This window comes from Mitsuaria sp. BK037 (genome assembly GCF_014193045.1).
GTDB lineage: Bacteria > Pseudomonadota > Gammaproteobacteria > Burkholderiales > Burkholderiaceae_C > Roseateles.
Map to the genome: position 1 here is coordinate 1,529,876 of NZ_JACHYS010000001.1, position 14,271 is coordinate 1,544,146.

The 14,271-nt window shown below is 68.4% G+C and carries 10 protein-coding genes and 1 pseudogene; 9 read left to right on the forward strand and 2 right to left on the reverse strand.

The features are described 5' to 3' along the window. Positions 1 to 135 precede the first annotated feature (135 nt). The 5 genes and pseudogenes from FHT37_RS06380 (at position 136) to FHT37_RS06400 (ending at position 5,295) form a co-directional block, all read left to right on the forward strand. Positions 136 to 1,074 carry a LysR family transcriptional regulator gene (locus FHT37_RS06380; RefSeq protein ID WP_091725293.1) on the forward strand — a complete coding sequence of 313 codons (939 nt, stop codon included), beginning with the start codon at positions 136 to 138 and terminating at the stop codon, positions 1,072 to 1,074. Between the two features lie 32 nt (positions 1,075 to 1,106). Continuing rightward, positions 1,107 to 1,443 (forward strand): annotated as a pseudogene (locus FHT37_RS06385) (IS1595 family transposase); the annotation flags it as partial. A 614-nt stretch (positions 1,444 to 2,057) separates the two neighbouring features. Then, on the forward strand, positions 2,058 to 3,158 hold the full coding sequence (locus FHT37_RS06390; RefSeq protein WP_183479576.1) for a 4-oxalomesaconate tautomerase: 1,101 nt from the start codon (positions 2,058 to 2,060) through the stop codon (positions 3,156 to 3,158). Next, positions 3,155 to 4,174 carry a tripartite tricarboxylate transporter substrate binding protein gene (locus FHT37_RS06395; protein WP_183479578.1) on the forward strand — a complete coding sequence of 340 codons (1,020 nt, stop codon included), beginning with the start codon at positions 3,155 to 3,157 and terminating at the stop codon, positions 4,172 to 4,174. The genes FHT37_RS06390 and FHT37_RS06395 overlap by 4 nt, the downstream gene beginning before the upstream one ends. A gap of 29 nt (positions 4,175 to 4,203) precedes the next feature. Further along, positions 4,204 to 5,295 (forward strand): porin, encoded by a 1,092-nt coding sequence (locus FHT37_RS06400; RefSeq protein ID WP_183479580.1) that lies wholly within the window; start codon positions 4,204 to 4,206, stop codon positions 5,293 to 5,295. Positions 5,296 to 5,368: 73 nt separating this feature from the next. On the opposite strand, the gene FHT37_RS06405 is transcribed toward FHT37_RS06400, so the two are convergent. Beyond that, positions 5,369 to 6,286, reverse strand: coding sequence for a LysR family transcriptional regulator (locus FHT37_RS06405; RefSeq protein WP_183479583.1), 918 nt, complete (start codon positions 6,284 to 6,286; stop codon positions 5,369 to 5,371). A gap of 224 nt (positions 6,287 to 6,510) precedes the next feature. On the opposite strand from FHT37_RS06405, the gene chvE reads away from it, so the two are divergent. From chvE to FHT37_RS06425, 4 genes are all read left to right on the forward strand, one after another. Next, a complete protein-coding gene (gene chvE / locus FHT37_RS06410) occupies positions 6,511 to 7,611 on the forward strand; it encodes a multiple monosaccharide ABC transporter substrate-binding protein (protein ID WP_183479585.1) in 1,101 nt (366 codons plus the stop codon). An 18-nt stretch (positions 7,612 to 7,629) separates the two neighbouring features. Continuing rightward, complete coding sequence (locus FHT37_RS06415; protein WP_183479587.1) at positions 7,630 to 9,210, forward strand: sugar ABC transporter ATP-binding protein; 1,581 nt, start codon at positions 7,630 to 7,632, stop codon at positions 9,208 to 9,210. Next, positions 9,203 to 10,423, forward strand: a complete 1,221-nt coding sequence (mmsB, locus tag FHT37_RS06420) for a multiple monosaccharide ABC transporter permease (RefSeq protein ID WP_183479589.1) — start codon at positions 9,203 to 9,205, stop codon at positions 10,421 to 10,423. The genes FHT37_RS06415 and mmsB overlap by 8 nt, the downstream gene beginning before the upstream one ends. Before the next feature lie 130 nt (positions 10,424 to 10,553). Further along, positions 10,554 to 13,559 carry a sensor histidine kinase gene (locus FHT37_RS06425; protein ID WP_183479591.1) on the forward strand — a complete coding sequence of 1,002 codons (3,006 nt, stop codon included), beginning with the start codon at positions 10,554 to 10,556 and terminating at the stop codon, positions 13,557 to 13,559. Here the strand turns inward: FHT37_RS06425 and FHT37_RS06430 are convergent. Then, positions 13,546 to 14,268, reverse strand: a complete 723-nt coding sequence (locus FHT37_RS06430) for a family 16 glycosylhydrolase (RefSeq protein WP_183479593.1) — start codon at positions 14,266 to 14,268, stop codon at positions 13,546 to 13,548. The genes FHT37_RS06425 and FHT37_RS06430 overlap by 14 nt on opposite strands. Positions 14,269 to 14,271 lie beyond the last annotated feature (3 nt).

A 14,271-nucleotide genomic window follows, 5' to 3' on the forward strand; every position in this document is an offset into this window, starting at 1 on the left:
TTTCACATTCCCTTTTTGGTGCAACCCGGAGCCTTGCGGTCAGACTGCGTTCGTTGGTGACGACACTGTCGTGGTTTCCTGTAGGTGGATCAACACCCGTTATGTTGATGGATCATTTCCGATACATTGATGAAGATGGACACGATGATCAGCCTGCGGGTGTTCTGCCTCGTGGCGGAGCTGAAGAGCTTTGCCGCCGCCGGAAAGCGCCTAAACCTCTCGCCGGCAATGGTGAGCAAGCACGTGATCCATCTGGAGAACCGCATTGGGATCCGATTGCTCAACCGGACCAGTCGGCATGTCAGCCTGACCGAGCCGGGCGCGCTCTACTTCGCTCAAGCCAAGTCGACGCTCGACGGTCTGGACGAGGTGGAGGCGGCCATCAGCAATGTCGCGGTATCACCGCGAGGGACGCTCAGGCTAAGTGCGCCGGTTTGGACGGCGAACACTTGCTTCGTGAGCATGCTGGCGGAGTACAACCGGCGTCATCCCGATGTATCCCTCGACATGGACCTTAGTGGTCGCATCGTGAACTTGGTGGACGAAGGCTTTGACCTGGCCTTGCGCGCCATGACGCGCGATCGCCTCGATTCAGGCCTCGTCGCGCGTCCGTTGATGCAAGTGGAGTTCCGTCTGGTCGGATCGCCCCACTACCTCAAGCGGATGGGGCGTCCCAAAGACTTCACTGAACTCAACGGTCATGCGCTGCTTCGCTACAGCGGGGTCAGCATCGGCGAGAACTTGGGGCTGGATGGCCCGAATGGTCAACAGAAAATCTCGTTGCGTACGGTGATGCTGAGCGAAAACGAAACAGTCCTGCACTTGGCGGCGCTTCAGGGCATGGGCCTTGCCTTCTTGCCGCTGTGGATGGTTGAGGCGGATCTCGCGGCGAGGCGTCTGGAACTGGTTTTGCCCGATATCCTACGGTTCGGCAACACGCTGCATGCCGTCTATCCAAGCCGCAAGTATCTCTCTGCCAAGGTTCGTACCTTCATCGACTTCTTGGCGTCCCAGATCCCGGAGGACGATCAAGGCACACCGCTTCCGAGTGCCCTCAATCTCCTCAGCAGATGAGATTGGGTCATACACGTTTTGCTGCGGCAGATGAGGCCGACGAGACCTACTTCCTGCGCTCCAGCAAAAGCCAACACGTGCAAGCCCGCAAGGCTCGACACCGAGGCGGCAGCGGAGCCAAGCGCGGACTGTCCGACGAACAAGAGCCGGTGTTGGCGGCGCGAGACCGCTCCGGCGCAGCGGCCGACTTCATCTCGCACCGCGCCGGTAAGGCTCAGACCATCGCGGTGTTGACGCCGGTGCTAGCCCCGGACGCTGCTGTGCACGGACTGCAGCGGCTCGCTAGGAGCGGCAGCCAGACATCTGGGCGTTGAGCACCACGCGCTGAACCTGTCCAGAGGTGAGCGGGGGCAGGGCGCTTGGCACATTGGACCAGCCCCCGTTCGGTGGACGCCACGAGGCGCGACGAGCGTTATCCACGGACGGCTGGTTCGGGCGCTTGCGACGAACCGGGAACCGGCCGTCGGTGGGTAACGCGGTGCTCCGCATGCGCGACGCCTTGGTCTTTCGTCTGGTCGAGCCACGCGGAAGGCCTGTTGCTTCACCGCGAGCCACTGGCTGCCGTTCAGGGGCGGTGGAGCACCGTTGCAGTCGTAGCGGCATGACTGCGCACGGAGATCACGTTCGGGATTCGCCAGTCGGACCTTAACGTTGTGCGCCATGACAGGCCTCACTTCATCGTTGTGCGCCATCGCCATGAGTGCCTAGGTCGAGGGTTTGACTTGCTGCGCCGAATGCATCGGCACATCCCCGTGACATCACATAATGCACATTGTCAATCACTCAAACCTGCATTCATGCGCTGTCCTTGACCCATTCGTTATCGAGCTCACTGGCTCCGTTCGCGTTCCGTGATCCACCAACGCGCGTTCCCGCCTAAGGGCTCCACTTCGCAATCGCCGGCACATCCTTGCGTCCCACGCATTTATTGATCCAAACGATGCACTTCACGTCATCAACGGCATGGCCGAGCATGCCGCTCCATGACACGAACCATCCCTTGCGTCCTGATGCGTGCGGGCACCTCCCGAGGCCCGTTCTTCCTGCGCGACTGGCTGCCCGCCGACGAACGCCAGCGTGACGAGGCGCTGATCGGCGCCATCGGCGCCAGCGACCTGCTGCAGCTCGACGGCGTCGGTGGCGGCAACTCGCTGACCTCCAAGGTGGCCATCGTGTCCCGGTCCAAGGAACCGGGCTGCGACGTCGACTACCTGTTCGCCCAGGTCGGCGTCGGCCAGCGCTCGGTGGACACGCGGCCGAACTGCGGAAACATGCTCTCGGGCGTCGCGCCGTTCGCGATCGAACAAGGCCTGATCGACGCCCAGGACGGCGAGACGACGGTCCGCGTGTTCAACGTCAACACCCGCTCGCGCATCGACGTGACCGTGCTGACCCCCGGCCGGCGCGTGGTCTACGCCGGCGACACCAGCATCGACGGCGTCGCCGGCGCCGCGGCGCCCATCCGCCTGAACTTCCTCGATGCCTGGGGCTCGGTCACCGGATCGCTGTTCCCGACCGGCCGCCGCATCGACGCCATCGACGGCCTGCCGGCGACCTGCATCGATGCCGCCATGCCGCTCGTCCTGCTGCGCGCCGCGGACCTCGGCCTGCACGGTCGCGAAACCCCGGCCCAACTCGACGCGGATGCCGCCTTGCTGGCTCGCATCGAAGCGGTCCGTCGTGCCGCCGGGCTGGCCATGGGCCTGGGCGACGTGTCGGCGAGCGTCGTGCCCAAGCCGGTGATCGTGAGCGCCGGCGACGACCCGGACAGCATCACGTCCCGCTACTTCACGCCGCGCCGCTGCCACGCCGCCCATGCGGTGACGGGCGCGATCGGCGTCGCCACCGCCTTCGCCTTGCCCGGCACCGTTGCCAGCGGCGCGCCCGCGCGCGACGGGACGCGCACCGTGTCCGTGCTGCATCCGCAGGGACGCATCGCCATCGAGGTCCTGGTCGCCGGCCACGGCGAGGCGGCCTCGGTCCAGCGCGCCGCGCTCGTGCGCACCGCCAGAAAGATCCTGCAGGGCGACTTGCATCTGCCCGAGGACGTGTTCTCGACATCAACGAAGGAGACAAACCGATGAAGACTCTGCTCGCGCCCGTGGCGCTGGTGGCCACCGCCGCTCTCACCGCCCTCACGGCCATCAGCGCCCTCGCCGTCCCCATCGCGGCGCCCGCCGCCACGCCAACCGTCGCCCCCATCGCCTATCCCACGCGGACGATCACCATCGTCGTGCCGACGGCGGCGGGCGGCGGCAACGATGCGATGGCGCGCACCATCGCGCAGAAGCTCGGACCGCTGCTGGGCCAGACGGTCATCATCGACAACCGCGCCGGCGCCAACGGCGCGATCGCCAGCGAATTCGTCGCCCGCGCGGCGCCGGACGGCCACACGCTGATGCTGGGCTACGTCGGGACGCATGCGATGAACCCGGCACTGCAGAAACTCCGCTACGACCCGGTGGCCGACTTCGAGCCGGTCGGCCTGGTGGGTTATTCGCCGACGCTGATGGTCGCCAATGCCCTGGCGCCGGTGAAGGACGTCCGCGACCTCGCGTCCCAGCTCAAGGCCAAACCCGACCGCTACAGCTACGCCTCCGCCGGCAACGGCACGGCGCCCCACTTCGCCGCCGAGCTCTTCAAGCTCAATGCCGGTGTCGACATGCTGGGCGTGCCCTACAAGGGCTCGGCGCCCGCCATCACCGACACGCTGGGCGGCCAGACACAGTTCATGTTCCCCAGCCTCTTCACCGCGATCCCCTATGTGAAGGCCGGCAAGCTCAAGCCGCTGGCCGTCGCCGGCCCCCGGCGCAGCCCCCTGCTGCCCGATGTGCCGACGCTCAAGGAAGCGGGCGTCGACGGCGTCGAGGTGCAGCAGTGGTACGGCGTCTTCGCGCCGGCGCGAACACCCCGTCCCATCGTCGACAAGCTGAACAAGGCCCTCAACCAGGTGCTGGCCGACAAGGAGGTCATCAAGCGCATCGAGGACCACGGTGCCGACGTCGAAGCCAGCACGCCGGAGCAGCTCGGCACGCTGGTCAAGAGCGAGCTGACGAAATGGAAGGCCGTCGTTCAGAAGGCCAGGTTGACCGCCGAATGAGCAGCAGAACGCCTCGAGGAGCCCTCCGCATGACACTCCCCTCCCCCCTGCTGCGGATCGCCGCGGCCACCGCGCTGGGCACCTGCGCCGCCGCGGCCGCCGCCCAGGGCAGCGTGACGCTGTCCGGTGTCGTCGATGCCGCGGTGCGCAGCGTGCGCAACGACGGTGCCGGCCGTCTCCAGTCCCTGATCAGCGGCGGCAACGCGACCAGTCGGCTCGTCGTGCGCGGGTCCGAGGACCTGGGTGCCGGCTGGTCCGCCGGCTTCCATCTGGAACACGGCATCGCGCTCGACACCGGCGCCGCGACCAGCGCGAGCCAGTTCTGGGATCGCCGCGCCACGCTCAGCCTGGCCAGCCGCGAGCTCGGCGAGCTGCGCGCCGGCCGCGATTACGTGCCGACCTACACCGTGTGGGTCAAGCAGGACCCCTTCAGCCACGTTGGCGTGGCCGGCTCGACCAACCTCTACACCGCCGCGCCCGCTGGTCCGATCCGCTCGGCCTTCGGCAGCAGTCCCAACACGCTGGTGCGCAGCAGCAACTCGGTGCAGTGGCTGTTGCCCGACCGCTTCGGCGGCCTGGAGGGCGGCGTGATGGTGGCCGCGTCGGAAGGCGGCACGCAGGTCCAGGGCGCCAACAAGCTGATCGGGGCCCGGCTGGGTTACGTGAAGGGCGCGGCGTCCCTGTACGCGGCGCATGTGAGAAGCGAGAACAACGTCATCGCGGTCAGCGGCGATTTCAACGACACGCTGATCGGCGGCGGCTACGACTTCGGCGTGGTGCGCTTGGCCGTGACGCAGCGCCGCTTCCGGCAGGCCAATGCCGCGCAGACGCTGCGCATGCTCGGCGCCTGGGTGCCGCTGGGGCGCGGTGAGCTGAAGTTCCAATGGCTGGCGAGCAACATGGCCGGGCGAGTCGGTGCCGTCGATGTCGGCGCCAACGATGCGCGCCAACTCGGCGTCGGTTATGTCCACGCCCTCTCCAAACGGGTGGCGGTCTATGCCCAGGTGGCGCGTGTCGACAACGATGGCGTGGCGGCCTATGCCGTGCCCGGCGGTCCGGCGGGGCTCTCCGCGGGCCGGTCCTCCACCGGCACCGAACTCGGCATCCGCCACAACTTCTGACACGCGGGCGCGGCTGCATCGCGGGCGGCGCGGGCAGCGCGCTGCGGGTCGGGCGCCGGATCGGCCCGGCCGATCATCGGGAGCGCCGCCGCACCGCACGCGGCGGCAGCTTCATCTCCGCCAGGAAGTCGTACAGCTGCTGCGCCTCCGGCGACAGCCGACGGCCCTGACGCGTGATCAGTCCGATGCGCCGCGTGACGACCGGGTCGACCAACGGCACGCTGACCAGCAGTGGATGGTCCGGCCCCGGCATCGCGATCGACGGCACCGCCGCCACGCCCAGCCCCGCTTCCACCAGCCCCAGCAAGGTCGTCACGTGCTGGGCCTCGTACACCGGCTGGGGGCGGTCCTTCACGCGCGCCAGGGCCTGGTCGAGCAGCAGCCGGTTGCCGGAGGACTTCGCCACCGCGATGAAGTCATGGGCGGCGAGCTGGCTCCAGCTGACCTCGCGGCGTCGCGCCAGCGGGTGGTCGCGTCGGCAGGCCGCGACGAAACGCTCCTCGAGCAGCGGCCGGAACTCGATGCCCGGCTCCGAACTGCCGATGAAGTTGAGCCCGAAGTCGGACTCTCCGCGCGACACCGCAGCCAGGACCTCGTTCGCGCTGGCGTCCAGGATCTTCACCCGCAGCTTGGGATAGCGCTCGCGGTAGCGGTGGATCACCTGGGAGAGGAAGTAGTAGACCGTCGACGGCACGCTGGACACCGTCACCTCGCCCATCCGGCCGGTGCCCACCCCGCGCACCGTCAGCAGCGTCTCGTCCAGCTCGTCCAGCAGCAGGCCGATCTTGCGCGCGAACTCGCGCCCCACCGCGGTGAGCGTGACACGCCGGGTCGTGCGCTCGAACAGCTTCACGCCCAGCGCCTGCTCCAGCTTGTCGATGCGCCGGCTGAACGCGGGCTGCGAGATGTGCACCGCCTCGGCGGCCTTGCGGAAATTCGACAGCTCCGCGGCGGCACGAAAGGCGATGAGGTCGTGGAGATCGAATTTCATGCGACGCAATGCTCCCGTCAATTGATGTCGAGTATGCATTGAGCGCGCACCGCCGCACCTGTGGCGGGAAGCGCCTCTTAGCGGGCGCGCCGCCGACGTCCGCGCGTTGAGCATCACAGGGTTAGTTCTGATTAATTAGTGCAGCGCGCGAACTAACATCGTCAAATAGGCCGGTTATGCACAGATCGTCTGTTCAAGACGACGACCGGCCAGGAGACAAGGCAATGTCGAAGCTTGGAACGAATGTGAAACGCCGCGTCGCAGTCATCCGGACGCTGGCGATCGCCGGCGGCGCGACGCTGGGCCTGCTGGCCGGCGGCGCCCGCGCCGAGGACAAGGGCCTGGTCGGCATCGCGATGCCGACCAAGAGCTCGGCCCGCTGGATCGCCGACGGCGACAACATGGTCAAGGCCTTCCAGGCCAAGGGCTACAAGGTCGACCTGCAGTACGCCGAGGACGACATCCCCAACCAGCTCGCCCAGATCGAGAACCTGATCACCCGCAAGGTGAAGGTGCTGGTGATCGCGTCCATCGATGGCTCGGCGCTGTCGCCGGTGCTGCAGAAGGCGGCCGACCGCGGCATCAAGATCGTCGCCTACGACCGGCTCATCAAGGGCACGAAGAACGTCGACTACTACGTCACCTTCGACAACTTCCAGGTCGGCGTGATGCAGGGCCAGAGCCTGGTCGACAAGCTGGGCCTGGCGCAGGGCAAGGGCCCGTTCAACATCGAGCTCTTTGGCGGCTCGCCCGACGACAACAACGCGGCCTTCTTCTACGACGGCGCGATGTCGGTGCTCAAGCCCTACATCGACAGCGGCAAGCTGGTCGTGCGCAGCAAGCAGCTGGGCATGGCCAAGGTCGGCACGCTGCGCTGGGACGCGGCCACCGCGCAGGCCCGCATGGACAACCTGCTGTCCGCGTTCTACGGTAAGGACAAGCTGCATGCGGTGCTGTCGCCGTATGACGGCATCAGCCTGGGCATCCTGTCCTCGCTCAAGGGCGCGGGCTACTGCACCGCGAAGCAGCCCTGCCCCATCGTCTCGGGCCAGGACGCGGAGCTGCCGTCGATCAAGTCCATCCTCAAGAATGAGCAGGCCAGCACCGTGTTCAAGGACACGCGGCAGCTCGCGCAGGCGGCGGCGACCGTCAGCGACGAGATGCTGGCCGGCAAGACGCCCTCCCAGATCAACGACACCAAGACCTACAACAACGGGGTGAAGGTCGTGCCCAGCGTGCTGCTCAAGCCGGTCTCGGTGGACGCGAGCAACGCGAAGGCCGTGCTCGTGGGCAGCGGCTACTACAAGGACACGCAGCTGCGTTGATCCGCGGGACTTGCAGTCATGAACCCGATTCCTGGGAACGGCGCGGGCTCCGCTCCGCTGCTCGAGCTGCGCGGCATCACCAAGCGCTTCCATGGCGTCGCGGCGCTGGAGGAGGTGCGGCTGTCGGTGCGCGCCGGTGAAATCCATGCGCTCTGCGGCGAGAACGGTGCCGGCAAGTCGACGCTGATGAAGGTGGTGTCGGGCGTCTACCCGCACCCCGACCATGGCGGCGACTACGGCGGCGAACTCCGCTTCGACGGCGAGGTGCGCCGCTTCGCCGGCATCACCGACAGCGAGCGGCTGGGCATCATCATCATTCACCAGGAGCTGGCGCTGGTGCCGCAGCTCTCGATCGCGGAGAACCTGTTCCTCTGCCACGAGCCGGCGCGCTGGGGCGTCATCGACCGCGTGGCGATGCACCGGCGCGCGGTCGAGCTGCTGGCGCGCGTCGGCCTGCGCGCGTCGCCGGACACGCTGGTCGGCGAACTCGGGGTCGGCCAGCAGCAACTGGTGGAGATTGCCAAGGCGCTGGCCAAGGAAGTGCGGCTGCTGATCCTGGACGAACCCACCTCCAGCCTCAACGAGGCCGACAGCGACGCGCTGCTCGCGCTGCTGATGGAGCTGCGGGCGCAGGGCATCGCCTGCATCCTGATTTCGCACAAGCTCAAAGAGGTCACGCGCGTGGCCGACGGCCTGACCGTGCTGCGCGACGGGCGCTCCATCCTCAGCGTCGATTGCCGGGGCGAGCCGCTCAGCGAGGCGCGCATCATCCAGGCGATGGTCGGCCGCGACCTGGCGGATCGTTATCCGCGCCGCACGCCCAAGATCGGTGACCTGCTGTTCGAGCTCCGCGACTGGCGCGCCCAGCACCCGGTGCAGGCGGGCCGGGAGGTCGTCAAGGGCGTGAACCTGAAGGTGCGCCGCGGCGAGATCGTCGGCATCGCCGGGCTGATGGGCGCGGGCCGGACCGAGCTCGCGATGAGCGTCTTCGGCCGCAGCTACGGCCGGCGCATCAGCGGCAGCGCCTGGATGGACGGCCGCGAGGTCGACGTGTCCACGGTGCCCAAGGCGATCGCCGCCGGCCTGGCCTACGTGACCGAGGACCGCAAGTCGCTGGGGCTGCTGCTGGACGAATCGATCGCCGTCAACACGACGCTGGCCAACCTGCGGGAAGTCTCGCGCGCCGGCGTGCTGGACAACGCGCGTGAGCACCAGGTGGCGCAGGACTACCGTCGACGCCTGGCCACGCGCTGCGCGGGCGTCGACCAGAGCGTCGTGCACCTGTCCGGCGGCAACCAGCAGAAGGTGGTGCTGGCCAAGTGGCTGTTCTCGCAACCGCGCCTGCTGATCCTGGACGAGCCCACCCGCGGCATCGACGTCGGCGCCAAGTTCGAGATCTACAGCCTGATCGCCGGCCTGGCCGAACAGGGCTGCGGCATCCTGGTGATCTCGTCCGAGATGCCCGAGCTGCTGGGCCTGTCCGACCGGCTGTACGTGATGAACGAGGGGCGTCTGGTGGAGGAGTTCCCGGCCGCCGGCACGACCCAGGAAATGATCATGGGCGCCATCGTCGGCGCCGGAGAGACCGCGTATGTCTGAACCGATCGCGGCGAGCGTCACGCCAACCGCCCGCCCCTCCTCCCCTGCCGCCGGGGCCGCCGGCATCGGCCATTTCCTCAAGCGCCACCTGCGCGACTACGGCATGTTGCTGTCGCTGGTGGCGATCATGGCGCTCTTCGAGTTCCTGACGGACGGCACGCTGCTGGAGCCGCTCAACCTCACCAACCTGGTCCTGCAGAACAGCTACATCGTCATCATGGCGCTGGGCATGCTGCTGGTGATCGTCGCCGGCCACATCGACCTCTCGGTGGGCTCGGTGTGCGGCTTCATCGGCGCGCTCGCGGCGGTGCTGATGGTGCAGTACGAATGGGCCGCGCTGCCCGCCGGCCTGGTCTGCCTGCTCGCGGGCGCGGTGATCGGGGGCGCGCAGGGCTGGTTTGTCGCCTACCTGGGCATCCCGTCCTTCATCGTCACGCTGGCCGGGATGCTGGTGTTCAAGGGCCTGGCGCTGGCGCTGCTGCAAGGCCAGTCGCTCGGCCCCTTCCCCGACAGCTTCCAGGCGCTGAGCGCCGGTTTCCTGCCCGAGCTTTTCGGCCAGGAGGACCCGCGTCCGACGACGCTGGGCCTGGGCCTGCTGCTGACCGCCGTGGCGGTGGTCGTGGCCTGGCGCCACCGCATCGCGGCTCTGCGGCACGGCATGGACACGGAACCCGGGCCGGTCTTCTGGCTGCGGCAGGCCTTGCTGGCCGGCGCGGTGCTCGCGATGAGCTGGCTGATGGCGTCCTACAAGGGCCTGCCCACGGTGATGGTCGTGATGGTGGCGCTGACGCTGCTCTACGACTTCATCGCCGGCCGCACCACGCTGGGCCGCCGCGTCTACGCGGTGGGCGGCAACGAGAAGGCGGCCCGGCTGTCGGGCGTGCGCACGCAGCGCATCGCCTTCCTGACCTTCGTGAACATGGGTGCACTGGCGGCGCTGGCCGGCCTGGTCTTCGCCGCGCGGCTCAATACCGCCACACCCAAGGCGGGCCTGGGCTTCGAGCTCGACGTCATCGCCGCCTGCTTCGTCGGCGGGGCCTCGGCCTCGGGCGGCGTGGGCAAGATCATGGGCGCGGTGATCGGCGCCTTCGTGATGGGCGTGATGAACAACGGCATGTCCATCCTGGGCGTCGGCATCGACTACCAGCAGGTCATCAAGGGCCTGGTGCTGCTGGCCGCCGTGTTCGTCGACGTCTACAACAAGCGCAAATAGGCGCGAAGGCGTACTCGCCCCACCACTCCCGGGATGCGGCCTGCCGGCATTCGCGATACGCTGCCGACGCGTCGCCCGCCGCGAAGGAGTGTCCGTGAGCCCACCGAAAGGCCAAGGTCGAAGCCGCCTCGTGACGAGGCTGCTCCTGGTATCGGCGCTGTGCACCTCGCTGTCCCCGGCGCTGGCGGCTGATCCGCCGCGACAGGTCGCCCAGTACGCGCATACCTCGTGGACCGCGCGGGACGGCGCCTCGCTGGGACTGGTCTTCGCGATGGCGCAGACCCCCGATGGCTACCTCTGGATCGCCGGATCGCTCGGCCTGTTCCGTTTCGACGGACATCGATTCACCGAGTGGCAACCACCCGACGGCCAGGTGCTGCCCAGCGGCCCCTACAGCCTGCTGGCCTCGCGGGACGGCACGCTGTGGATCGGCACCTTCCATGGACTCTCGAGCTGGGACGGACGCAAGTTCGTCGCGCGGCATCCGGAGATCGGCCAGACCTTCGTGACCTCGCTGATCGAGGACCGCGAAGGCACCGTCTGGGCCGGCCTGCTGGGCCAGGCCGGGCGCCTGTGCGCCATCCGCGGGAAGAGCATCCAGTGCGCCGCGCCCGAGGGGGGCTTCGGCAACTTTGTCTGGAGTCTGGCGGAGGACCGCGCCGGCCAGCTCTGGGTGGGAGCGGAGGCCGGCATCTGGCGGTGGGGCCCCGAAACGCCGCGGCGCTATCCCGTGCCGGGCGCGCGCGTGGGCGACCTCACCACGACCGCCGACGGCCAGGTCCTGGCCGGCATCGCGTCCAAGGGGCTCTGGGAACGGGCCGGCGACCAGTGGGTGCCCCATCGATTCCGCAAGGTTTCCAAGCCCGATGAATGGATGGCCGACATGGAGGTCAAGGCCAACAAGCTGCTGCGCGACCGCGATGGCGGGCTGTGGATCGGCACCGAGGGCCTGGGCCTGCTGCATGTGAAGGACGGCCAGGCCGACAGCTTCACGCGCATGGAGGGACTTTCCGGAAACATCGCATGCAGCCTCTTCGAGGATCGCGAGGGCAACGTCTGGTACGGCAGCGAACGGGGCGTGGACCGTTTCCGCAAGTTGCCGGTCACCACCTTGTCGACACGCCAGGGCCTGCCCGACGACGTCACCAGGTCCGTGCTGGCCGCCGCCGACGGCGCCCTGTGGGTGGCCACGAACGGCGGTCTGGCGCGGTGGAAGGACGGTCGCCTGTCCATCTTCAAGGAGCAGGAGGGCTTGCCCTCCGCACAGGTGCAGGCCCAGTACCAGGACGCGCAGGGGCGCCTGTGGGTGAGCACGGCCACGGGGCTGGCCTATTTCGCGAACGAGCGCTTCGTCGCCGTCGACGGCGGGCCCAGCAGCGAGATCTACGCGATGGCCGGGGACGCCGCGGGCAACCTCTGGCTGTCCGGCAACAAGGGGCTTGCGCGGCTGCATCAAGGCCGCTTCGCCGAGAACATTGCGTGGGCCGCGCTGGGGCACTCGCAGCAGGCGCAGCTTGTCGTGGCCGATCGCGGCGGGCTCTGGCTGTCCTTCTGGGATGGCAGCGGCGTGTCGTACGTCAGGAATGGCAAGGTCGAAGCGAACTACAGCTTCGCGCATGTACCGGGCCGTGGGCAGGTCACCGGCCTGCGCGTGGATGACGAGGGCGCACTGTGGGTGGCCACCGGGTCCACGGGCCTCAAGCGTATCAAGGACGGCCGCGTCACGGCGCTGACGCCAGCCAACGGCCTGCCCTGCGAGACGATCCACTGGTCGACGCTGGACCAGGGCGGCGCCCTGTGGATGTACACGTCCTGCGGGCTGGTGCGGGTGGACCGAGGCGATCTCGCGTCCTGGATCGCCGACCCGGCGCACCGCGTCTCGCCGGTGTCCTGGGGCGTGACGGATGGCGTGCCGCTCATGGTCACCCCGCAGGCCTATTTCAATCCGCCGGTAGCCCGGCAGCCCGACGGCAAGCTCTGGTTCATCGCGGGCGCCGAGCTGCTGTGGGCGGATCCGGAGAACATGCCCTCCAACGCGGTGCCGCCGCCCGTGCACATCGAGCGCCTGACCGCCGACCACCAGAGCTACCCGATCGAGCAAGGCCTGCGGCTGCCGCCGCGGATCCGGGACATGACGATCGACTTCGTCGCGCTGAGCCTGGCGGATCCGCTGCGCACGCGCTTCCGCTACCGGCTCGAAGGCCACGACAGCGACTGGCGCGAGGCCGTCGACCGCCGCCAGGCCAGCTACACCAACCTGCCGCCGGGTCAGTATCGATTCCAGGTGAAGGCGGCCAACAACAGCGGCGTCTGGAACGAGGACGGCGCGCAGCTCGAGTTCACGATCCTGCCCGCCTTCCACCAGACGACCTGGTTCCGCGTGGGCAGCCTCGTGGTGCTCGCAGGCTTGATCTGGGCCGGCTTCCAGCTCGCGCTGCGGCTGCGCGTGCGGCGACTGCATCGGCAGTTCGAGGCGACGCTGGAGGGCCGCGTCGCCGAACGCACGCGCATCGCGCGCGATTTGCACGACACGCTGCTGCAGCGCTTCAATGGGCTGCTGCTGCAGTTCCAGGCCGCGTCCAACCTGCTGCCCGACCGCCCGCGCGAATCCAAGCGGGTGCTGGACACCGCCATCGACCAGGTGGCCGGCGCGATCACCGAAGGTCGCGACACCGTGCAGGGATTGCGCGCGTCGACGCTGGAGACGAACAGCCTGGCGGAAGCCGTGCGGACGCTCGCGCGCGAGCTCTCCAGCGAAAGCGGCCGCGCGCTGCCGGTGGATGTCCAGGTGCAAGGCAAGCCGCAGGAGCTGCATCCGCTGCTGCGCGACGAAACGGTGCGCATCGCCGCCGAGGCGATGCGCAACGCCTTCCGCCATGCGCAGGCGACGCGGATCGATGTCGAGCTGCGCTACGACGCGCGGCAGCTGTGCCTGCGGATTGGCGACGACGGCCAGGGGATCGATCCCGAGGTGCTGCGACGGGGCGAGCGCGAGGGCCACTTCGGCTTGAGCGGCATGCGCGAGCGCGCCGAGGTCGTCGGCGGTCGCCTCTCGGTGCGCTGCCCCGAGGGCGGCGGAACGGTGGTCGAATTCACCGCCCCGCTCCACCGCCCCCCTGCCCTCACTCGACCTTGACCCAGTCGTACTGGGCCTGGCCGCCGCCGCCGTTCCACTGGCCCAGGAAGCCGATGGCATCGGGGCTGTTGTCGCCACGCCAGTGGTTCAGCATCAGCCGCATCGGCGTGGAGACCGAGACGATCTGGTGACGGATGGTCGTCTCGCCGCCCTGCGCGTTGACGGTGAACCAGCGCACGAAGTTCTCGCGCCATTCGAAGCCCAGCGTCTGCCAGCCGGTCGCGATCGGGAACTGCTTGTAGTTCTGCACCCCGCCCTTCCAGACGTTGGTGTGCAGCACCGTGCCGCCCTTGATCAGCTCGATGTCGATCTCGAAGTGGCTGGCCGTGCCCGCCGTGCCGGTGTAGAGGAAGAACGAGGTGTTGCCGCCGGCGAAGGTGCTGGCCTTCAGGCGCGTCGTGAACTTGCCGTAGGTGAAGCTCTGCTGGGTCCGGATCTCGCCGCAGCGGCCGGTGCCGGCATTGACGTTCAGCACCATGTTGCCGGCGTCCTTCCACACCTCGCTGTAGGCGAAGCCGCAGCCGAAGGGCGTGCCGTTGTGCCAGGTGGCCGTCTCCCACGCCGGCCCGGCGCCGCCGGTGCCATCGAAGCCGTCGAAGAAGCTGGCCGCGTGCGCGGTGCCGGCGGCACCGACGGTCGCGACGCCAATCGCGCCCATGGCGCCGATGAGCCGGGCCGCGCGCAGCGCGCGCTTGAATCGGAATGTCATCCT

What these genes read in the sequence shown, in the direction of transcription:
- FHT37_RS06390 (WP_183479576.1), top strand. Translation starts at nt 2,058, where the DNA reads ATGACACGAACCATCCCTTGCGTCCTGATGCGTGCGGGCACCTCCCGA.
- mmsB (WP_183479589.1), top strand. Translation starts at nt 9,203, where the DNA reads ATGTCTGAACCGATCGCGGCGAGCGTCACGCCAACCGCCCGCCCCTCC.
- FHT37_RS06405 (WP_183479583.1), bottom strand. Translation starts at nt 6,286, where the DNA reads ATGAAATTCGATCTCCACGACCTCATCGCCTTTCGTGCCGCCGCGGAG.
- chvE (WP_183479585.1), top strand. Translation starts at nt 6,511, where the DNA reads ATGTCGAAGCTTGGAACGAATGTGAAACGCCGCGTCGCAGTCATCCGG.
- FHT37_RS06380 (WP_091725293.1), top strand. Translation starts at nt 136, where the DNA reads ATGGACACGATGATCAGCCTGCGGGTGTTCTGCCTCGTGGCGGAGCTG.
- FHT37_RS06430 (WP_183479593.1), bottom strand. Translation starts at nt 14,268, where the DNA reads ATGACATTCCGATTCAAGCGCGCGCTGCGCGCGGCCCGGCTCATCGGC.
- FHT37_RS06395 (WP_183479578.1), top strand. Translation starts at nt 3,155, where the DNA reads ATGAAGACTCTGCTCGCGCCCGTGGCGCTGGTGGCCACCGCCGCTCTC.
- FHT37_RS06400 (WP_183479580.1), top strand. Translation starts at nt 4,204, where the DNA reads ATGACACTCCCCTCCCCCCTGCTGCGGATCGCCGCGGCCACCGCGCTG.
- FHT37_RS06415 (WP_183479587.1), top strand. Translation starts at nt 7,630, where the DNA reads ATGAACCCGATTCCTGGGAACGGCGCGGGCTCCGCTCCGCTGCTCGAG.